Raw genomic sequence first — 20014 nt, 5'->3', positions numbered from 1 at the left:
GGCGAATGATCTCAACCACTCGTCGACAGTTTCTGCGTCGGCGTTACTCGGACAGGTCGAGAATGAGAGGGGGCATCGAATCACCTCTCGGAAAACACGTCTATCCGAACACCGCCGCAGGAGGGACATCGACTCAAATATATAGTCGATCATAGGTAACCGATCGGCTGTATATCGCTCTTAGTTACCCTATTATCCGCGGGTGGGAACACGGGCACATGAGCGTCGTTACCGACGATCCACTCGAGTCGAAACTGCTAGAGACGATCGTTCCCTCGCGTGTGCGGATCCCCGACGATCCGGCACCGGGAAATTACGTCGTCGTCGACGTCGCCCAGTTTTCGACGACCGTTCCCGAACTCTTAGCCAACGGTGCGGAGTACATCTACGTCACCGAAGAGCGAGGGAAGGAGCCGGCGTTCAGGGAGGAGCACCCGCGAGCGAAGATCGGCGGCGGCTCCGGCCCGAACTACGAGGGCGAATCGGGGTATGACTTCTTCAATTCCCCGAGTTTCGTTCAGGACATCGACGTTGCTGGGCGACCGACGGCGATGACGTCGACCAACGGGGGGAACGCCGTCACCGATCTTCGGCTGGCCGGCGGCGACGACGTTGAGATCTACGTCGGCGGCCTGACGAACGGCAAAGCCGTCGCGGACCACCTCCGGGACAGCGATCGCGAGACGTACTTCGTCGCCGCCGGGTCGAACGGGAAACCCTCGCCCGAAGACACCGTCGGCGCACTGTACATCGCCCGACACCTCCACGGCGTCCCTCCGACCGAGGAGCAACGCGAGGCCTACCGCGAGGTCGTTCAGTTCGGGAAGGGGCCAAAGTACGAGGAGAAACCGCAGATCAAGCGAACCGACCTCTACGAGTACACCCTCGCGTTCGACAGCCGGGATATCGTCCCGAAGCTCGAGGGGCAACGTCTCGTCGATGCGACGACCGCTGCCGCGGATCCCGGACGGGAGCCGTAACCCTGTGAAACGAGGGTGGTTTCGCGGCCGTTACCGACTCACGGCGATTTTTCGAGGAACACGACCCTCGTGGGCGGGGTCACCTCACCGTACGGGGTCGACCGCCGACAACGGATTCGGGACGGTGCCGTGCTCGATCGCGTGGGGTCGCTCGGGACGGTCGCCGTAGCCGATATCGATCATTCGGTTGCGGTTCAGCGTCAGTTTCGGGAGCGTCGGCTCGAGCAGATCGAACAGTTCGAACCGGTCCTCGAGTTCGGGGAACTGCTCGTGGTAGTCCTCGATAGCGGCCCGGACCTGTCCCCAGAACCGCTCCGCCGAGTAGTCGTGGTGGCGGGCGAGCAGGTCCGCGAGATAGCGATAGACGCCGACGAACAGCCCGTAGACGACGAACAGGCGCAGTTCCTCCGGCGGCACGGACAGCAGGACATCCTCGAGGTCGTCGGGCAGGTCCTGGAGCTCCGCGAGCGGTGCTTCGGCGACGTTGACGTCGTCGACGAAGTCCTTGACGGCGAGACGAGACGGCTGGTCGTTCTCGAGGACGAGGATCGTGTTCTCCCCGTGTGGCGAGAAGGCGGTTCCGTACCGGTAGAGGTAGTGGAGGAGCGGCGGGAGCATCGTGGCGAACAGTTCGTCGAGCCATTCGGAGAGGTCGAGATCGGACCGCTCGACGAGTTTCGAGACGACCGGCTCGCCGTCCTCGACGTGCAACAGCGCGGAGAGCGTCATCGCCCGCTCGTCGTCGTCGATGAGGTCCGTCACGCTCTCGCGCCAGACACAACCCAGCAGTTCGGTGTACTGGTAGGCGGGGGCCTCGAGCGCGTCGAACGTCGGGTGATCGAAGTTCACGCCCGCGATTTCGCCGGGCAGGACGACCTCGCACTCGTCGCGCAGGAACGGGTCCGAGTCCCGAACGTCTTTGACGTACTCCGTGACCAGCGGCGCGGCCTCGGTGCGTTCGCCCGGGAGGCCGCGCCAGACGAGCGTGTTGCTGATCTGCATCGGGAGCTTGACGTTGTGCTTCGCCGGCGTGTCAGCGTTGACGAACGTCCGGATCGACTGCATGGGTAGATATTCGTCCGGACCGGTCCCCAGCGGCACGATGTCGTCCGTGGCGAGCTGGCGGCCGAACAGGGGAACGATCGCGTGCTCCCACTGCCAGTCGTGGACCGGCACGAAGAGGTAGTCGTCGGGCTCGAGTCCGCGGCCCTCGAGTTCGGCCCGGAACTCCGCGTAGTAGTCGCCGAGTTCCGACTCGAGCAGCGCCTCGTGGTCGAGGCCCGCGACGCTGACGAACGCGGCGGCCTCCCGGGAGACGGCACACCACGAGAGCCGGATCGGTTCGGACCGCTCGGGCGCGTAGTCGCGGTAGTCGTCGTACCCCCAGCCGACCCGGCCCTTGTTGAACGTGAGCCACGGGTGGCCGGTCATCTCGCCCTCGATCTCGGCGTAGGACATGTCGAGGACCGACCGGTCGGTCGCAGCGCCGACGGAACCCTCGTCGGCAGCGGCAGTCTCGTCGGCGTCGATGTGGGCGTCCGCCAGCAGCGTGTTCGTGTACTCCCGGACGAGATGGCTGGCGGTGATCGAATCCATATCGATCGTCGGCTCGAGATCGACGACGAACGTGAGGGGATCGTCGGCGGGCTCGAACCCGTCGCCGGCGTCGCGCTCGATCGAGTCGGCGCGAACGCTGATCGAGTCCCAGAACCGCTCGACGGCATCGAAGCGATACCGGACGCCCTCGAGATCGATCTCGTAGGTGAGCCACTCGCCGTCCGCGTCGTCGTCGGCCGGCGCGTCGTCGACCGGCTCCGGCTCGAGGATGTCCTCGTAAATGAACTCCTGAAGTATCTTCCCGAGGAGGTCCCGCCCGACGTCGGTCCAGCGGTCCGCGGTCAGCACGTCGTCTAGCGTCGCGGTTCCGTCGAGTCCGTACTCCGTCTCGGTGTCGTGTCGTGGGTTCTGCATGAGTTACTCCGTGGTGAGCGACAGCGATTGCGGCACGTCGGTGTGTACCGACGCGTGGTCGGCGAACTGGTCGACGTCGAAGTCTTGGAAGATGGTGTCCCGGTCGACGGGATAGATCTCGTGTCCGGCGAGCCGGTCGATGATGATCGCGTTCCGATAACAGCCCAGTCCAAGGTCCGGCGTTCCGACGCCGTGGCTGTGCAACTCGGCGTTCTGGACGAACACGCGGCCGGCGTCGTCGTCCGGGCCGCCGAACTCCCCGTCGAGGCGATAGTCCGCAGTCACGGAGAGCCGCCCCCGATCGTCGAACGCGATCCGGTCCGTGATCGGCTCGAGGAACGGCGGCGTCGGCCGCCGGTAGCCCGTGCCGAAGATCACGGCGTCGGTCTCGAGGGCGAACGTCCGCTCCTGGTGGCGCTGTTCGCACTCGAGCCAGTAGCTGCCCGCGAGACGCTCGAGATCGCGGACCTCGGTCGTCGCGAGCATGCCGAAGTCGGGGTCGCGGTCGCCGATCGACCGCTCGTAGAGCGTCTCGTAGATCCGCTCGCTGGTCTCGGGGTCGATCCCCTTGTACAGCAGGTCCTGGTCGGCCAGCAGGTCGTCCTTGCGCGACTGCGGCAGGTCGTAGAAGTACCGCGCGTACTCGGGCGTGAAATGCTGGAGCCCGAGTTTCGAGTACTCCATCGGAAAGAACCCGTCCGAGCGGGTGAGCCAGTCGAGCCGGTAGCCGTGGTTCGACTGGCGCTCGAGGAGGTCCAACACGACCTCGGCGGCGCTCTGCCCGGAGCCGACGACGGTGATCGAGTCGGTCTCGAGGGCGTCGGCGCGGCGCTCGAGGTAGTCGGCGGTGTGGAACAGCGGAGCGGTCCCGTCGGCGTGGTCGCGGGCGAACCCCGGCAGGGCGGGCCGGGAGCCGACGCCCATGACGAGGTCGTCGGCCCGGTAGCGGTAGTGCTGACCCGTCTCGGGGGCGACGGCCTCGACGACGAACCGACCGCCGGCCGACGCGTCAGCGGTATCGCCGTCCGCCTCGTACTCGACGCTCGTCACGTCCCGCTCGAACTGGGTCGTCGGAACGCGCTCGGCGACCCAGCGCAGGTACGCGTCGTACTCGCGGCGAGGGATCTGGAACGTCTCGTAGAAGTAAAACTCGTAGATGCGGTCGCGCTCGCGGACGTAATTGAGGAAGCTGTGCGGGTTGGTGGGATCGGCTATCGTCACCAGGTCCGCGAGGAACGGTACCTCGAGAGTGGCCCCCTCGATCAGCATCCCCTCGTGCCAGGCGAACTCGGGTTCGCGCTCGAGGAAGACCGTGTCGAGGTCGAGCGCGGCGTCCGCGCCGTCGAGCAGCGCCGCCAGTCCGAGGTTGAACGGGCCGAGGCCGATGCCGAGGACATCGTAGTGACCGCGGTCGATGACGGGGCGATCGTCGCCGCCGTCGGCAGCGGCGGGACGGGCGTCGCCGCGCTCAGTCACCGCCGCTCACCTCGGAGGATCGCGAGTCGGCCGCGTCCGTCGCCGGCGGCCAGACCTCGCGTTCGAACCGCTCGCGCGTGCAGACGGCGAGCGTCGCGGTCTTGTCCGCCTCGTGGAACTCGAACTCGCGGCGCGGCTCGAACCCACATCGGTCCGCGGTCGCGAGGACCGCCTCGTTACGGGCGTCGGGTTCGGCGATGACCCGGTCGGTCTCGGGGTGGCGGAACTGGAACGCGACCATCGCGCGGAGCAGTGAGACTGCGTACCCCTCGCCGAGGTACTCGTCCGGACCGATCAGGAGGTGGATCCCCTGATCGGCCGGCTCGGCGTCGTAGTACGCCGCGACATCATCCGCCGTGGCCCAGTAGCGCTCCCAGTAGCTCATCGGCACGTGATCGAGACAGCCGACGTACAGCGTCTGGTGGTCGTCCGCGAGTTTCTCCCGAAGCGTCTCGCGGAAGGTCGGCAGCGGCTCGTCGAGGTCCCAGTAGGGCTTGACGTGCTCCGACCCCAGCCACGCGTGCAGGCGGCCGAGGTCGCGCTCGAGCGAGACCGGTCGGAAGCCGACGTGGCGGTCGATCGTCTCGTCGTAGTACTCGAAGTCGTACGCCGAGACGACCGTCGCGTGGGAGCCTCGAGTCGGCTCGCGAGCAGTCATCGGGTCACCTCCGACGTCCCCGACGATGATGATTCGTCGGCGGCGGCCGACACCGGTCGATCCACCAGCGGATTCCGCACGTCGGCGTACACCGACTGCTCGTCGAGCGAGGGCGCGTCGAGTTCGTCTAATCCGCGGAACCGCGTCAGCAGGTTCGCCTTGCAGGGGACGGTTTCGGACTCGAGCAGCGGGTCCAGGATCGCCGTCCCCGGCCGATCGAACTCCCGGAGCGACTCGAGTTCCGCGCGGAGGACGTCGAGCAGCCGGCCTTCGTCGACCAGCCCCGCGGTCCCGAAGGCGTTGATCACGCCGAGGGCGTTGTTGAGCACGACGTAGTAGCGGATGCGCTCGTCGGCGACCGCGTCGGGACAGACGGTGCCGGCGCGCTCGCCGACACCGGGACAGATGTCTTCGAGACGCTCGGCGGCGGATTCGGGGAAGTAGTAGCCCTGATTGTCCCGGTAGCGGAACTCGTCGGGGTAGCCCGCCTCGTCCAGCGTGAGGACGCTGTTTTGCTGGTGGGCTTCGAGCCCGATCCCCCGCTCGAGGTAGAGCCACAGCAGCGGTCGGATCGAAATCGCGAGATAGCGGCGGAACCACTCCTCGCTGACGGCGGCGGGGTCGCGGCCCTCGCGGTCGGCGATCGAGGCGACGATCCGACCCAGCCGGGACCGGCCGTCCCCGATCGCGTCCTGGCAGAGCGCGACGACGGGCGTCGCCCGCCGGGCGTCCTCGCCACGGAAGGGGTTCTCCCGGAGGACGACTTCGAAGCCGGACTCGCCGTCGGCGTCGACCGCGTCGGGATCGATCGTCAGGTACGCCGGATCCCGAACCACGTCGAAGTCGGGGTAGCGGTTGCGCAGGTCGTCGCCGAGTTCGGTCGCCAGCAGGTCCGAAATCGCGACGCCGCGCTCGAGTTCCGGCCGCTCGTTCGTCCGCACCGAATTCGTGATCTCGACGGCGAGGGAACCCTTGACCATGAACGGGGACGCCGGCGCGTACAGCGTCCGCACGGACGTCGTCGGGTAGAATTCACGGCCCAGCGGGCCGATCGACTCGAGTTTGCCCGCCGAAACGAGGCCCTGTACGTCGGGCCGCTCGAACAGGCGGTCGGCCTGCCACGGGTGGACCGGCAGGAGGACGTCGTCGGCGGCGAGGGAGTCCTCGAGAACGGATTCGTCGACGGCCGGATCGTCCCGGAGGGCCTCGCGGACCCACGCGGCGGCGGAGTCGTCGCGTGCGGAGTCGCTCTCGACGATATCGGGGTCCGCGCGGACGTAGTGCAGGCGGAACGAACCCTCGAGTTCCGGGGCGTAGCGCTCGGCGTCGCGCTCCATTCCCCGGCGGCTCTTCGGCGTCGGGTGGCGGAGGTGGCCGAAGACGAGCGACTGTTCGGCCTCGCGGAACGTGAAGTCCGGTCCGTACAGGGTCTCGCCGTCGTCGGCGCGCGCGTCGACGTACCGCTCGACGTTCCGGCAGGAACGGACGACCCGCTCGAGGAGGTCGTCGCGGTTCGGGTCCGCGCCGCGTGTGAGCTCGAGTTCCTTCGTCACGAGCGTCGCGAGCGTCGCGTAATCGAGTTCGACCGGCTCGCCGTCGGAGCCGGCGCGGTAGGAGGCGGGCAGCTCGAACAGATGGCGGCCGGTCGGGGAGCGATACGCGACGGGGGCGAAGCACTCGATCCCCTGGGTGGCCAGCGGAAGCCGCAGGACGAGCCCGCTCGCCGGCGCACGGTCGATCGGTGTGTCCGCCGCGGGGACGAACTCGCCGGTCCCGGTTTCGTGGCAGTAGCAGTTCAGGAAGCTGTGCATCGTCGCGTCGCGTGCGATGCGCGTCGCATCGACGCGGTGCTCGTCGGTCGGCGTTCGTGTGGGTGGTCGTGAAGTCATGCGGAATCGATTGTCCCTCGATCGCGTTCGATCGTCTCACCGTAGTCGATGACCGCCTGGAGTGCCTCTCGAAGGTCCCAGCGCGTCGTCTTCGGGTTCAACAGGGTGAGCTTCAGCGCGGCGGTGCCGTCGATCTCGGTCCGAGCAAGGACGACCTCGCCGTCGGCCAGGAGTTCGTCCCGAATGGCACGGTTCACCCGGTCGAGAGCGGCCGTGGAAACGGGTTCGGGCCGCTCGTCGGCCCCCGCCGCTCGAGCGGCGGCGTCCGATCGGTCCGGCCGATACCGGAAGACCACCGCGCTCAGGGCGGGCTCGCAACACAGTTCCAGCGCCGGTTCGGCTCGAATATCGGCGGCGACGGCGTCAGCCAGGTCACAGACGTACTCGACGCAGTCGGCCACGCCCGTCCGGCCCAGGGCGTTGAACGTCACGAACGGCTTCAGGGCGTCGAACCGGCGCGTCGTTCGGGTCGACTTCGAGACGAGGTTCGGGACCCCCGCCGCGTCGTCGCGCTCGGGGTTGAGATAGGTCGCGTTGCGCTCGAGGAAGCGATACCGGTCGCCGTCGCGCAACAGGAAGGCTCCGCAGCCGATCGGCTGGTAGAACAGTTTGTGGAAGTCGACGCCGATCGAATCGGCACGGTCGATCCCCGCGAGTTTCGGCCGGAGACGGTCGCTGATCGCACACGCGCCGCCGTAGGCGGCGTCGACGTGGAACCACAGGTCGCGCTCGGCGGCCCGGTCGGCCATCTCCTCGAGCGGGTCGATGCTGCCGAAGTCCGTCGTGCCGGCGGTACCGACGAGCGCGAACGGATGACGGCCCTCGCTCTCGAGTCGCGCGAGCGTCTCGTCCAGTGCCTCGAGATCGATCCGCCGCTCGTCGTCGGTCGGGACCGTGACGACCGCGTCCTCGCCGAGCCCGAGGTGGTGGGCGGCCTGTTCGGCGGTGAAGTGGGCGGCCGCCGAGCAACACAGGCGGAGATCAGTCGCCTCGGGCGGCAGCCCCGCGGTCTGGACGTCGCGATCGAACCGCGTCCGGCAGTACCAGTCGCGAGCCAACAGCAAGCCGAGGAAGTTCGATTCGGTGCCCCCGCCGGTGAAGACGCCGTCAGCGCCGGCCGGATAGTCGAAGAGGTCACAGCAGGCGTCGACGACGTGCTCTTCCAGAACGGACGCCGCGGGGGCCTGATCGAACGAGTCCAGCGACTGATTGGTCCCCGAAAGCAACAGCTCCGCGGCCAGCGCCGGGATCGCTGGCGGGCAGTGAAGGTGGGCGACGCAGCCGGGGTCGTGGACCCGGACCGAGTCCGCGAGCACGTCCTCGCCGACCGTCTCGAGGACGGCCGCAAGCGGGTCGCCCTCGTCGGGAAAGACGGTCAGTTCGTCGATCCGCTCGCGGAGTGTCTCGTGGTCGGTCCCCGCGTAGGGGCCGTCGGCCGTTGCGAACGAGTCGACGAGACAGTCGCGTGCCCGGTCGATCGCGTCCTCGTAGGCGGCGTTTCCGGCCGGATCGCCGAGAAAGGCGTCCGCGGCGGCCGGCGGCGTCGGCTCGTCGGGTGCCGAACGGGACCGGCCGACCAGTCCGTCGCTCGTCATACCGGTGCCTCCGCGCGGTCGTGATCGTCCGCGACGGTCGCACGGATACTCTCGTGGACGATGTCGCCGATCCGGTCGATTCGCGAGGCCGAAATCGTCAGCGGCGGGAGGAACCGGACGACGCTGCCGTCGCGGCCGCCGGTCTCGACGATCAGCCCGCGGTCGAACGCCGCCGACTGGACCGCCGACGCCAGGTCGCCGTCCGCGGGGAAGCGACCGAGCGAGTCGGGCTCGTCGTCGGGGTCGACGAGTTCCAGCCCCAGCATCAGCCCCCGACCGCGGACGTCGCCGACGACGTCGAAGGTCGCGGCCGTCTCCTTGAGGTGGTCCCGCAGCCGGTCACCCATCGCGGCGGCGTGGTCCTCGAGATCGTGCTCGAGGACGTACTCGATAGTCGCCGTACCGGCGGCCATGCCGAGCTGGTTGCCACGGAACGTGCCGGCGTGTGCGCCGGGCTCCCAGACGTCGAGGGACTCGTCGTAGACGACGACCGACAGGGGGAGCCCGCCGCCGATGGCTTTCGAGAGCGTCATCACGTCGGGCACGATGTCGGCGTGCTCGATTCCGTACAGTTCGCCGGTGCGTCCGAGCCCGGTTTGAATCTCGTCGACGATCAGCGGCACGTCGCGCTCGCGGGTGATCCGGCGCATCTCCCGGAGCCACTCGGCGGGCGCTGGCACCGCGCCGCCTTCACCCTGAACCGGCTCGAGGATCATCCCCGCGGGATCGACGATTCCGCTCTCCGGGTTCGAGAGAGTGCGCTCGACGTACTCGGCGCTCGTCCGCCAGCAGTCCTCGTCGCCGAGCCCGAACGGACAGCGGAACTCGTAGGGATACGGGAGATGGTGGACGTCCGGCATCAGCCCGGTAATCGGTTCCTTCGCCGCCGTATCGCCCATCAGCCCGAGCGCGCCGTTGGTCATCCCGTGATAGCCGCCCTGAAAGGCCAGCATCGACCGGTTGCCGGTAGCCGTTTTCGCCAACTTCAGCGCGGCCTCGACGGCGTCAGTCCCGGCGGGACTGCAAAACTGGACCGTCGCGTTCTCGGCGAACTCGTCGGGGAGGCTCTCGAGCAGGCGATCGACGAACCGCTCTTTGACCGGCGTCGTCAGGTCGAGCGTGTGGACGGCCCGACCGCGGTCAAGCAGGTCCTCCATTCGCTCGACGACCGCGGGATGGTTGTGGCCGAGCGCGAGCGTCCCCGCACCCGCCAGACAGTCGATATACTCGTCGCCGTCGACGGACTCGATGATCGCGCCTTCGGCACGCTCGATCGCGAGCGGCAGCGAGCGGGGATACGTTCTCGCGTTCGACTCCCGACGCGCCTGCTGTGCGAGGAGCCGTTCGGCCGACGATCCACCGTCGGTCACGACCGCTCACCTCTCCGCGGTGGCTCCTTCTCGGCCCGATCCAATGGTAATTGCTTCGTCGACATGCAGGCTTTAGGCCAGCCTAAAACAATAAAAGCGTACTGGTTTTTAGGCCAACCTAAAGCTTATATCAGGATTTCTGAAACGAAGATATTCGGCAGATAGCGGGGCTGCATCGAGGTCACGACCCCTCGACCGATCGCCGCGCCGAGGGTTGCTCGAGCGCGAATCGCGTCGGTCGTCGCCGTTCCGTCATCGGGACGAGCGGGCGACAGAGCGTCGAGAAGGGACGATTTCGGGAAATGGGCGCTCCGCTCGCGGACTGACGACGGGTCGCGAGACTCGGCGTTCAGTTATAAGCGATCGACATCGCGGGCGGTGGGTGACCGCTTTCCAGGGTCCACCGGCAGGCCGTGCTCCCCGCTCTCCGGGGGACGTGACGGTACTCGACGAAACGGCATAGAACGGCTGCAGGGGACGAGAAACGCCTATTCGGGTTTCAGCCCTTCGTCCTGTACCCGCATGACGGCCTCGCCGTCGGCCAGGTTCGGCGCGTCGACCAGTCGAACGATCCGCTTGTCACCCTTGGACTTGCGGAGGTAGATCCGGAACGTCGACTTGTGACCCAGAATGTTGCCGCCGATCGGTTGGGTCGGGTCGCCGAAGTAGGAGTCGGGGTTCGAGGCCACCTGGTTGGTGACGATGACGGCGGCGTTGTAGAGGTTCCCGACCTTGTCGAGGTCGTGGAGGTGCTTGTTGAGCTTCTGCTGTCGATCCGCGAGTTCGCCACGGCCGACGTACTCCGCGCGGAAGTGGGCAGTCAGCGAGTCGACGCAGAGCAGCCGAACGGGGTACTCCGAGTCCTCGTGTTCGCCCGCGAGCTCTTTGGCCTTTTCGGCGAGCAGCATCTGGTGGTTCGAGTTGAACGCCTTCGCGACGTGGATCTTCTCGAGGACGTCCTCGACGAGTTCGTCGACCGCCTCCTCGTCGTCCGCCGAGCCCTCGATCTCGCGGTCCTCGAGCGTCGCGTCGATGGCCTCGTCGGGCAGTCCGCGGACCATATCGTCGATCCGCTCGGGCCGGAAGGTGTCCTCGCTGTCCATGAAGATGGCGCTCCCGTGGAGGCCGCCGACCTCCTGTGGGAGCTGGACGTTGACGGCCATCTGGTGGGTGACCTGGGACTTGCCGGCCCCGAACTCGCCGTAGACTTCGGTGATCGACTGCGTCTCGATACCGCCGCCGAGCAGGTCGTCGACCTCGTCGATGTGCCAGCTCAGCTTGCCGATCTCGTTTCGCCGCTCGAGGACCGTCGAGCCGGTCTCGAACCCGCCGATGTCGGCGGCACTGCGAGCGGCGCGAACGATGTCCGCGGCCGTGGACTCGCCGACGTCGGCCGTGTTCGACAGTTCCGACGGCGAGGCGACGGCCAGACTCTGATAGGAGTCGAAGCCTGCATCGTGAAGTTTGTCTGCGGTCGCCGGTCCGACGCCGGGGAGTTCCTCGAGATCTGATTCGGGCATACTCCCTCGTTGTGCCGGCCCCCTCATAAACCCTCGTTAACAGGGAAGTGAAAGTGAAAGTGCGGGCGGGAAGCGGGGTCGATCGAAGGAGAGGGAGTGCATTGAAACGGAAAGGCGCGTCGAGGAAGCGAACCGAAACCGCGTCTCAGTGCGGACGTTCGTCGGCGTCCCACTCGAGGCAGTGGAGTCGTTCGGCCTCGCTACCGACGTAGAGCCGTTCGGGGGCGAGCGCGGGCGTTCCGCTGATGGCGCCGTCGGCCGCGAACTGCCACAGCGGTTCGGCGTCGTCGATGTCGATCCCGTAGAGCGAGCCGGTCGCGTCGCCGACGCAGAGCACGTCGCCGGCGACGACGGGACAGGAGCGGATCGGGCCGTCGAGTTCGACCCCCTTCCGTGAGAACAGCCAGCCGCGCAGTTTTCGCCGGCCGACGGTCGTATCGGTGACGTGGCAGTAGCCGTCGTCGGCACCGACGAACGTCGTCTCGGCGGCCGCGAGCACGGTCACCGACGTGGTGAAACCGTCGCCGATCTCGTAGGCGAACCACGTCTGCCCGGTGCCGGCGTCCAGCGCGAGCAGCGTCCCGCCGTCGTCACCGACGTAGACCCGCCCGTCGGCGATCGTCGGTCCGCCGGCGACCGCTCCGGTAGCGGGCGCGGTCCAGGCCTCCTCGCCCGTCTCGGCCGCGAGCGCCAGCACCGTCCCGGCCGTGGTCCCCGCGAACACTCGCTCCTCGGTCGCTCCCCACTGTCGATCCGGCTCCCGGACTCGCTCCGCGTCGAGCAGCGACGGCGCGTCCGGCTCGAGGGGGTCGTCGCCCGGGGCCTCACTCAGCGCGGAGCGGCGCTGTTCTCCCTCCCGTCCGTCGGCGATCGCCGGCGCGCCGACGACGGCCGATTCGGTCTCGTGCGTCCACAGTTCCGTCCCCGTTTCGGCCTCGAGCGCGGAGAGACCGTCCGCGTGGCCGGCGTAGAGTCGACCGTTCGAGAGGGTGAGCGCGGCCTCGAGCGAGCCTGGCAGCGCCGTCCGCCACCGTTCCTCGCCGGTGGCGGGATCGAGGGCGAGGACGGTCCCGTCGTCAGTTCCGAGGTACAGCCGTTCGCGGGTGACGACCGGCGTCGCGTCGGTCGCCGCCGTCGTTTCGAACGTCCACCGGCGGCGACCCGTCTCTCGCTCGAGCGCGTAGCAGTGTCCCCGGGCCGTGCCGACGTAGACGGTGTCCCGGTCGAGCACCGGCGACCCCGGCGGCCCGACGAGGTCGGTCGTCCACGCCTCGCTCACGCGGCCCGGCCCCTCGAGATCGCGGCGAAGCCCCGAGTTGTGCGGATCGCTCTTGAACTGGGTCCACTCAGTCACTGGTCGCGGCTACCGACCGCACCGTCATAACAGTAGGTGTCACTGCTCTCCGGGGACGCGGGAAGCCGCGTCGAGCGCGCGAGTCGGTCGGTCGACTACGCCATCGGGGGACAATCCGCCCGCCCGAAGTCCGATGCGGCGGCTCCCGTCGCTCACTCCCAGGGATGGGTCCCGCGCTCGCTGGGCCAGAGCGGGTACCAGTAGTCCTTCTCGCGCTCGATCTCGAGTTCGCCGTCCAACGCCGACTCGAGGGTGAACTCCGCGCTCGAGTCGCGCTCCCGGCCGGACCGAGGGACGAAGGGGTAGAAGCGGCCGCGACGGAACGAATAGATCCAGTAGGCGGGGCCGTCGCGGTTTTCGTAGGCGAAGACGGCGGCGAGCAGGCGCGAGCCGTAGCCGTGCTCGATGAAGGTGTCCGCGGCGAAGTGCATGCTCGTGATCAGGTCCTCCGGATCGTCGTCCGCGAGAACGACCCAGTGATAGCCGTGATCGTCCGCCGACACCGAGAACTCCGTGCCGGTCTCCTCCTGCCCGGCGTCGAGGATCGCTTCCACCTCGTCGACGGCGTCGCGGAAGTCCGTCGAGTCGACGCCGGAGAAACAGAGCGCGGCGACGTCCAGCGACTCGTACCCCAGATCGGCCTCCATCGTGAGGTAGGCGGTGCTCATTCCGAAGAGGTCTTCCGGATCGGCGTCGCGTCCGGCGTCGGTTTCGGCGCGCGAACCCAGGATGGCGCGGAGTCCGTCGAGTAGTCCCATAGGTCGTGTGTCGGTATCAGTTCCTTAGAACGATTGCATTTCGCGCTCGAGGTCGCGGAGCTGGTCGACGCGGCGCTCGGTCGACGGATGCGTCGAGAAGAGCCGGCCGACGATGCCGGACTTGATCGGGATGATGAAGAAGGCGTTCATCTCGGCTTCCTCGCGCATGTCGTCTTTCGGGACCTTGTCCATCTCGCCGGAGATCTTCAGGAGGGCGGAGGCGAGCGCCGACGGGTTGCCGGTGATGGCGGCGGCCCCGCGGTCGGCGGCGTACTCGCGGTACCGGGAGAGCGCCCGGATGAGCAGGTAGCTGATGATCCAGACGACCAGCGAGACGAGGATCGCGACGATGATGCCACCGCCGCCCTCGCGACCGCCGCCGCGCCTGTGTCCGCCGCCGAAGAACGCGCCCCAGCGGACGATCATGAACGCGATCGTCGAGAGGAAGGAGGCGATCGTCATCACCATCATGTCGCGGTTCTTGACGTGGGCGAGTTCGTGGGCCAGCACGCCGTCGAGTTCGTCGGCGTCGAGCGTGGTCATGATCCCGGTCGTCACGCAGACGGCCGCGTTTTTCTGGTTGCGCCCGGTCGCGAAGGCGTTGGGGACTTTCGAGTCGACGACCGCCACCTTCGGTTTCGGGAGGTCGGCCTGCTGCGAGAGGCGCTCGATCGAGGCGTGCAGTTGCGGATACTCGTCGGCCGAGACCGTCCGCGCGCCCATGCTCTTCAGCGTCAGCGTATCGCTGAAGTAGTACTGGACCAGCGAGAAGCCGCCGAACAGTATCGCGAACAGCCACAGCCCACCGCCGATATAGAGGGCGAGCGCGCCGGCAAAGACGATGTAGAGTGCGAACAGAAGGAACATCGTCACGAACATCCGAGCGCGCAGTCCCCAGTCCGCCTGCCAGTTCATGCCGTAACCGACGGGCTCCGGAAAAATAAGTGCCCTGTCGCGACGATCGAGTCGGCGTGCGACGCCGACGTGATGTCCCACTCGAGCGCTGTCGACCGTGTTGTCGCGGGTGCAGCCCTCACCGATCACCCCGGCGGGTCTCGGAGCCGTCTCCGCCGAGCCGTTCGTACGCCTCGAGCGTCATCTCGAGGTTCCGGATCGCCGGCTCGAGGGTCAATGCGTCCGGAACGGTATCCTCGAGCGTTCGGAGGTCCTCGAGCAATTCCGCGAGGCGGACCCGCGTGGGATCGGTGTCCGCTGTCATGCCGAATCGACCTCGAAGGGGGTGCTCGCGTCGGTGGGCTGTGCATCCGAAATCGTTTCGTGCGTCGTGATGCGAATTGACATTGCTTCTGTGGACCAGAAGCGCGGTCCGGTGCTGGAACACCGGGCCGAGAGTTCTCTCGACATCCGCGCTTCCTGTGCTTCCGTTCATTCGCGGTGGGTTTAATACTTAGGGTCTAAGGATTAGGGCCTATGGCTGATGTATAAAGCCATCGTCCCTTTAGACGTGTGCGCAACAACTATCAACCGAGATTCGATGCTCGAGGAAGACGATCTCGGACCGGCAGACGAGAAGTTGCTCGATATGTTGAACGAAGGGCGCGTTACTGCGCCGTTCGTCGCCGACGAAACCGGCTACAGTTTGCAGTACGTACGCGACCGTCTCGGTCGGCTCGTAGAACACGGGAATGCACGCAAGGTGTACGAAGGGCTCTACGAACTCGTCGACGATCCTCGAGAGGGCGGCAGTTCTCCCGAGTAGTGCCGTCGGCACCAGCGTTAAGAGTATGAATATGATATGAATATGTATGGTTGACGCGGAGAAACGGAAAGTCGGTGATCGCGGGCAAATCACGTTGCCGAAACGCCTTCGCGACGCGTTCGACATCCACGGCGGGGACGAAGTGACGGTCCGCGAGGATGGTGACAAAATCGTCATCGAGAAACCCACGTCGCGCGAGGAGTTTGCGGAAGGGTACCGACGCCGTGCCGACCGCCACCGCGAACTCGCCGACGAGACAGCCACGCTGTCACGGGAGGCAAACGACCTGCTGGGCGACGCGCCCGAGTGGGAGGAGTAGGAAGCCGATGCACGTCCACCGTGGCGACATCGTCGTCGTCGAGTTAGACCCGACACGAGGGTCGGAACAGCGTGGAACCCGTCCGTGCCTCGTCGTCCAGAACGACGTTGGCAACGAAAACGCACCGACGACTATCGTCGTCCCGCTTACCACGTCCATCGGCGGCGAGCGCTATCCGTTCGAAGTACTGCTCCCGGCCGACGAATGCGCTCTCCGCGAGGACTCGGTCGCCAACTGTAGTCAGATTCGAACCGTCTCGATCGACCACCGAGTGACGGAGGTCATCGGCGCAGCACCGGCCGAACGGATGACCGAAGTCGATACCGCACTCGAGTACAGTCTCGGCTTGCGCGAGATCTGAGGGCCGGCGGGGAATGAGTGTCTCGAGGTCGGTATCGATCCGCCGGCAACGTCTCGGGTCCGGCTGATCGTCGCGTCTCGACGCGGCGCTCGTTCGTCGCCGAGTCAGTGTCAGCAGTCGATTGCGCTCTCACCGATCGCTGCTGCGGGCCTCGGAACGGTCCCCGCCGAGCCGTTCGGACGCCTCGAGCACCACTGCCGTGCTCTCGGAGACCGACTCCTGTACGCGGAACGGATTATCGACAGTCGTCCAGGGTTCTCGAGTCCGACCGAAACCAGCGTGCGACTGTGACGGGCGCGTCCCGGCCCGTCCCGGCTGACCGTAAGTCAGATGTGGATTGACTGGTTCCGCCGAAACGGCGGATGCCTTCTCCACGCTCAGTACTCCTCGAGGAGTGCACATGGCCGGAAATCGAAACGGCGCTCGAGAACGGAACGCGGACGGTGATCGTGGCGGTCGGCTCGATCGAGCAACACGGGCCGCACCTGCCGCTGAACATGGACACGCTCGACGGCGACGAACTCTCGCGGCGGATCGCCGCGGAACTCGGCGACGCGCTGGCGGCACCGACGATTCGGCCCGGCTGCTCGGGCCATCACATGGCGTTTCCGGGGACGATCACGATGCCGCCGGAGACGCTGATGGACGTGATCCGCGCCTACTGCCGCTCGCTTGCCGAGCACGGGTTCGAACACGTCGTCCTCGTCCCGACTCACGGTGGGAACTTCGCGCCGGTCTCAACCGTCGCGCCTGAGATTGCCCGCGAAATCGACGCGTCCGTGATCACGCTCGCGGACCTCGACGATCACATGGAACTGCTGAACGAAGGACTGCGCGAGGCCGGCGTCGAGTACCAACAGGACGTGATCCACGCCGGGGCCGCCGAAACCGCCATGATCCTCGCGATCGAGGAGGGACTCGTCCGGACGGACCGGTTCGAAGCGGGGCCGGAGGGATCGATTTCGACCGCCAGGCTACTCAGCGAGGGGTTCGATTCGATCACCGAGAGCGGCGTACTGGGTGTGCCGAGCGAAGCCACCGCCGAGGCCGGCAACGCGATTTTCGACGCCGTTACCGACGCGTACGTCGAGCGGATCGAAGCCGAGCGCGACGCCGTGTGCGATGACCGATAGTGACACCCACTGTCGATCAGTCTGTGCATCGCAACGAGTTCGGTCACCGGTCGATCGAACCCCTTCGTTTCGCATGGAGACCCTGTGACGGAGTCACGTCTGACGAGGTCGAATGGACGGCCGTGTCCCGGCCGGAGTTCGCTCGCCCGAACCCCTTCGTTTCGTATCGAGCGACTCGAGGGTCACGAGGCGCAACCGGTCGCGGATCGCAGTCGTGGGCTCGGAGCCGCTCGAGCGTGATGGCCGACGCGAACGAGAGAACGCGGTCCTTAACTCCGCGAGACTCGAAACGGGGCCAATGAGTGAGTCGCGTGCGTTCTGTCCCCGTTGCGGGGATGCAGTACCCGAGCGGTCGGCGAGCGACGCGAACGATCCGTTACGGCCCGGTGCCGAGGTCGAACTCTGCGACGCCTGTTACTTCGAGGACTTCGACTTCGTGGACGCACCCGAACGGATCGACGTTCGCGTTTGTGCCCGCTGCGGTGCGGTCTACCGCGGGAATCGGTGGGTCGACGTCGGCGCGGAAGACTACACCGATATCGCCATCGAGGAGGTCAGTAAGGCGCTGGGGGTCCACGTCGACGTCGAGGACGTCGCCTGGCAGATCGATCCCGAGCAGGTCGACCAGAACACGATCCGGATGCACTGTTTCTTCACGGGCGTCGTTCGCGGGACGCCGGTCGAGGAGCAGGTGACGGTCCCCGTCAAGATCGCCCGCCAGACCTGTACCCGGTGTGGTCGGATCGCCGGCGACTACTACGCCAGCATCGTCCAGATTCGCGCCGAGGACCGCACCCCGACGAGCGAGGAGACCGACCGAGCGACCGAAATCGCGAACGAGATCGTCGCCGACATGGAGGCCACGGGCGACCGCAACGCCTTCGTCACCGAAGTCGGCGAAACGGACGACGGACTGAACATCAAGGTCTCGACCAACAAGATCGGCAAGAAGATCTCGAACAAGATGCTCGAGGAGTTCGGCGGCACCGTCAACGACGCCGAAACCCTCGTCACGGAAGACGAGGACGGCAACGAGGTCTACCGGGTCACCTTTGCCGTCCGACTCCCGCCCTATACTCCCGGCGACGTGATCGACCTCGCCGACGACGACGGCGGTCCCGTCCTCGTCCGCAGCGCCCGGGGCAACCTCAAGGGCATCCGCGTGACGACCGGCGAGCGCTACGAGGCCAGCTACGAGGAGGGGAACTCGCCCGACGCGCGCAAACTCGGCGCGCTCGAGGACGCCGCCGAGGCGACGGTCGTGACCGTCGAGGACGAGAACGCCGTCCAGGTCCTCGACCCCGAGACGTTCCAAGCGAAAACGGTCTCGCGGCCGGACTACTTCGATCCCGCCGCCGAGACCGTGCCCGTCCTGAAGAGCCGCGCCGGACTGCATATCCTGCCCGACGAGACCGATGACTGACGAGGACCCGCCCGGCGACGACGCGACTCCTGCGGACGAGACCAACCCGGTGACCGCGCACGACGGCCTCGAGCGGACGGTCGACGAGGTCCTCGAGCCGGCGATGACGGACGCGCCGCTCGCGGCGATCGTCGAGAAACAGCGCGCGGAAACGGCCATCGAATCGCTGCGCGCCGAGGGCGTCTACGACGATTCGCGTCGCGTACGCGAGGCTCGAGGGCGACGCGACGCGGAACCCGTGGACGGTGCGACCCGCGTGAACGGGGTCGCGCTACCGGTCACGGAGCCGCCGACCGAGACCGCGGTGCTCGAGGTCGTCAAGCAACTCGATCCCGAGCCCCGACGCACCGATCTCGAGGATCTGCTGGCCGACCGCGGCTGGAGCGGCGCGGCCCTCGAGTCGGTGCCGGGGTCGTGGGCGGTGATCGGGTCGGTGATCCTCGTGACGGTTCCCGAGGGCTGTCCCGACGAGGCCGAACTGGGCGCGGCCTTGCTCGAACTCCACGGCGAGGCCGACAGCGTGCTGGCCGACGAGGGGATCGCCAACGACGGCGCGGCTGGGACCTACCGCGAGCCCCGCACTCGGCTGATCGCGGGCGACGCGGACACGGAGACGATCCACACGGAGCACGGGACGCGATACGGTCTCGACCCCGCGACGGTGATGTTCTCGCCCGGGAATCAGGCCGAGCGCGCCCGAATGGGCGAGCTCGGAAGCGCCGACGAGCGCGTGTTCGACATGTTCGCCGGCATCGGTTACTTTACCCTCCCGATGGCCCGGGCCGGCGCGCGAGTGACGGCGACCGAGATCAACCCGACGGCCTTCCGCTACCTGCTCGAGAACGCCGTTCTCAACGACGTTGCCGATCGAGTCGACGCCTACATGACGGACTGCCGCGACCTCGCCGACGAACTCGAGGCCGATCGGGTCGTCATGGGCTACTACGGGAGCGCGGACGGGGCCGCCGAGGGGACGGCACACGGAACGCGAACGGACGAGGCACACGACTTCCTCGACGACGCGCTCGCGGCGCTGTCCCCCGGCGGCGTCGTCCACTACCACGAGGCGACCCCGGAAGCGCAGCTGTGGGAGCGGCCCCTCGAGCGCCTCGACGCGGCCGCCGACGCGGCGGACCGAACGCTCGAAATCCTCGAAAAGCGGCGGGTGAAGAGCCACAGCGCGGGCGTCACACACGTCGTCGTCGACGCGCGCTTCGAGTGACGTCACAGCCCGCGGCGTCCGCCTCCGATGGAGCGGCTCGAAACCGGCGCTCACGTCTGGATCTGGGGACGGCGACGCGGAGCGGTCGTGACATTGATACTCGCGGAGCGAATCCGTTCCGATATGAATCGGAGTCAACTCATCGCCCTCGCCTTCGCGATCCTCATGATGACCTCGATGGTCGCCGGGAGCGCGATCGCGGTGTTCTAACGCGACGCCGTGATGCGAGCGGCGGCTCGTCACGGATTCGGGCCGAGAAAACGTA

General features: G+C 67.2%; 19 protein-coding genes. 8 read left to right on the top strand and 11 right to left on the bottom strand.

The features are described from left to right. Positions 1-218 precede the first annotated feature (218 nt). Positions 219-980, top strand: coding sequence for a 2-phosphosulfolactate phosphatase (locus tag ALTAJ2_RS11000; protein ID WP_007110156.1), 762 nt, complete (start codon positions 219-221; stop codon positions 978-980). Between the two features lie 84 nt (positions 981-1064). On the opposite strand, the gene ALTAJ2_RS10995 is transcribed toward ALTAJ2_RS11000, so the two are convergent. The 11 genes from ALTAJ2_RS10995 to ALTAJ2_RS10945 all read right to left on the bottom strand — a co-directional run bounded on the left by ALTAJ2_RS10995 (position 1065) and on the right by ALTAJ2_RS10945 (position 14790). Further along, a complete protein-coding gene (locus ALTAJ2_RS10995) occupies positions 1065-2951 on the bottom strand; it encodes an IucA/IucC family protein (protein WP_007110155.1) in 1887 nt (628 codons plus the stop codon). Between the two features lie 3 nt (positions 2952-2954). Further along, on the bottom strand, positions 2955-4427 hold the full coding sequence (locus ALTAJ2_RS10990) for a lysine N(6)-hydroxylase/L-ornithine N(5)-oxygenase family protein (protein ID WP_007110154.1): 1473 nt from the start codon (positions 4425-4427) through the stop codon (positions 2955-2957). Continuing rightward, positions 4420-5085 carry a GNAT family N-acetyltransferase gene (locus tag ALTAJ2_RS10985; protein ID WP_007110153.1) on the bottom strand — a complete coding sequence of 222 codons (666 nt, stop codon included), beginning with the start codon at positions 5083-5085 and terminating at the stop codon, positions 4420-4422. The genes ALTAJ2_RS10990 and ALTAJ2_RS10985 overlap by 8 nt, the downstream gene beginning before the upstream one ends. After that, positions 5082-6974, bottom strand: coding sequence for an IucA/IucC family protein (locus tag ALTAJ2_RS10980; protein WP_007110152.1), 1893 nt, complete (start codon positions 6972-6974; stop codon positions 5082-5084). Before ALTAJ2_RS10980 ends, ALTAJ2_RS10985 begins: the two co-directional genes overlap by 4 nt. Continuing rightward, entirely contained in the window at positions 6971-8569 is a 1599-nt protein-coding gene (locus ALTAJ2_RS10975) for a pyridoxal phosphate-dependent decarboxylase family protein (protein ID WP_007110151.1), read from the bottom strand. Before ALTAJ2_RS10975 ends, ALTAJ2_RS10980 begins: the two co-directional genes overlap by 4 nt. Next, positions 8566-9939 carry a diaminobutyrate--2-oxoglutarate transaminase gene (locus ALTAJ2_RS10970; protein ID WP_007110150.1) on the bottom strand — a complete coding sequence of 458 codons (1374 nt, stop codon included), beginning with the start codon at positions 9937-9939 and terminating at the stop codon, positions 8566-8568. The genes ALTAJ2_RS10975 and ALTAJ2_RS10970 overlap by 4 nt, the downstream gene beginning before the upstream one ends. Positions 9940-10427: 488 nt before the next feature. After that, positions 10428-11459 carry a DNA repair and recombination protein RadA gene (gene radA / locus ALTAJ2_RS10965; protein ID WP_007110149.1) on the bottom strand — a complete coding sequence of 344 codons (1032 nt, stop codon included), beginning with the start codon at positions 11457-11459 and terminating at the stop codon, positions 10428-10430. Between the two features lie 145 nt (positions 11460-11604). Next, complete coding sequence (locus ALTAJ2_RS10960) at positions 11605-12813, bottom strand: outer membrane protein assembly factor BamB family protein (RefSeq protein WP_007110148.1); 1209 nt, start codon at positions 12811-12813, stop codon at positions 11605-11607. 152 nt (positions 12814-12965) lie between these two features. Then, positions 12966-13571 carry a PspA-associated protein PspAB gene (gene pspAB, locus ALTAJ2_RS10955; RefSeq protein ID WP_007110147.1) on the bottom strand — a complete coding sequence of 202 codons (606 nt, stop codon included), beginning with the start codon at positions 13569-13571 and terminating at the stop codon, positions 12966-12968. A gap of 24 nt (positions 13572-13595) precedes the next feature. Then, entirely contained in the window at positions 13596-14486 is an 891-nt protein-coding gene (htpX, locus tag ALTAJ2_RS10950; RefSeq protein ID WP_007110146.1) for a zinc metalloprotease HtpX, read from the bottom strand. A 118-nt stretch (positions 14487-14604) separates the two neighbouring features. Beyond that, on the bottom strand, positions 14605-14790 hold the full coding sequence (locus tag ALTAJ2_RS10945) for a hypothetical protein (RefSeq protein WP_007110145.1): 186 nt from the start codon (positions 14788-14790) through the stop codon (positions 14605-14607). A 276-nt stretch (positions 14791-15066) separates the two neighbouring features. Between ALTAJ2_RS10945 and ALTAJ2_RS10940 the strand changes: the two genes are divergently transcribed. The 7 genes from ALTAJ2_RS10940 to ALTAJ2_RS10910 all read left to right on the top strand — a co-directional run bounded on the left by ALTAJ2_RS10940 (position 15067) and on the right by ALTAJ2_RS10910 (position 19959). Next, the gene (locus tag ALTAJ2_RS10940; protein ID WP_007110144.1) at positions 15067-15291 is read left to right on the top strand and encodes a hypothetical protein; all 225 of its coding nucleotides are present in this window, start codon (positions 15067-15069) and stop codon (positions 15289-15291) included. Between the two features lie 46 nt (positions 15292-15337). Beyond that, positions 15338-15610 carry an AbrB/MazE/SpoVT family DNA-binding domain-containing protein gene (locus tag ALTAJ2_RS10935; RefSeq protein WP_007110143.1) on the top strand — a complete coding sequence of 91 codons (273 nt, stop codon included), beginning with the start codon at positions 15338-15340 and terminating at the stop codon, positions 15608-15610. A 7-nt stretch (positions 15611-15617) separates the two neighbouring features. After that, positions 15618-15971 (top strand): type II toxin-antitoxin system PemK/MazF family toxin, encoded by a 354-nt coding sequence (locus ALTAJ2_RS10930; protein ID WP_007110142.1) that lies wholly within the window; start codon positions 15618-15620, stop codon positions 15969-15971. A gap of 362 nt (positions 15972-16333) precedes the next feature. After that, on the top strand, positions 16334-17104 hold the full coding sequence (locus tag ALTAJ2_RS10925) for a creatininase family protein (protein WP_007110141.1): 771 nt from the start codon (positions 16334-16336) through the stop codon (positions 17102-17104). 298 nt (positions 17105-17402) lie between these two features. Next, the gene (locus ALTAJ2_RS10920) at positions 17403-18527 is read left to right on the top strand and encodes a 60S ribosomal export protein NMD3 (protein WP_007110140.1); all 1125 of its coding nucleotides are present in this window, start codon (positions 17403-17405) and stop codon (positions 18525-18527) included. Beyond that, positions 18520-19749: a class I SAM-dependent methyltransferase gene (locus ALTAJ2_RS10915; protein ID WP_007110139.1), complete on the top strand. Its 1230-nt coding sequence runs from the start codon at positions 18520-18522 to the stop codon at positions 19747-19749. Before ALTAJ2_RS10920 ends, ALTAJ2_RS10915 begins: the two co-directional genes overlap by 8 nt. Positions 19750-19776: 27 nt before the next feature. After that, a complete protein-coding gene (locus tag ALTAJ2_RS10910) occupies positions 19777-19959 on the top strand; it encodes a hypothetical protein (protein WP_007110138.1) in 183 nt (60 codons plus the stop codon). Positions 19960-20014: the final 55 nt, after the last annotated feature.

Origin of the sequence: Natrinema altunense (genome assembly GCF_000731985.1) — an archaeon.
Taxonomy (GTDB): domain Archaea; phylum Halobacteriota; class Halobacteria; order Halobacteriales; family Natrialbaceae; genus Natrinema; species Natrinema altunense.
Note: the sequence above shows the minus strand (reverse complement) of the source record. Positions and strands in the feature narration are given on the sequence as shown.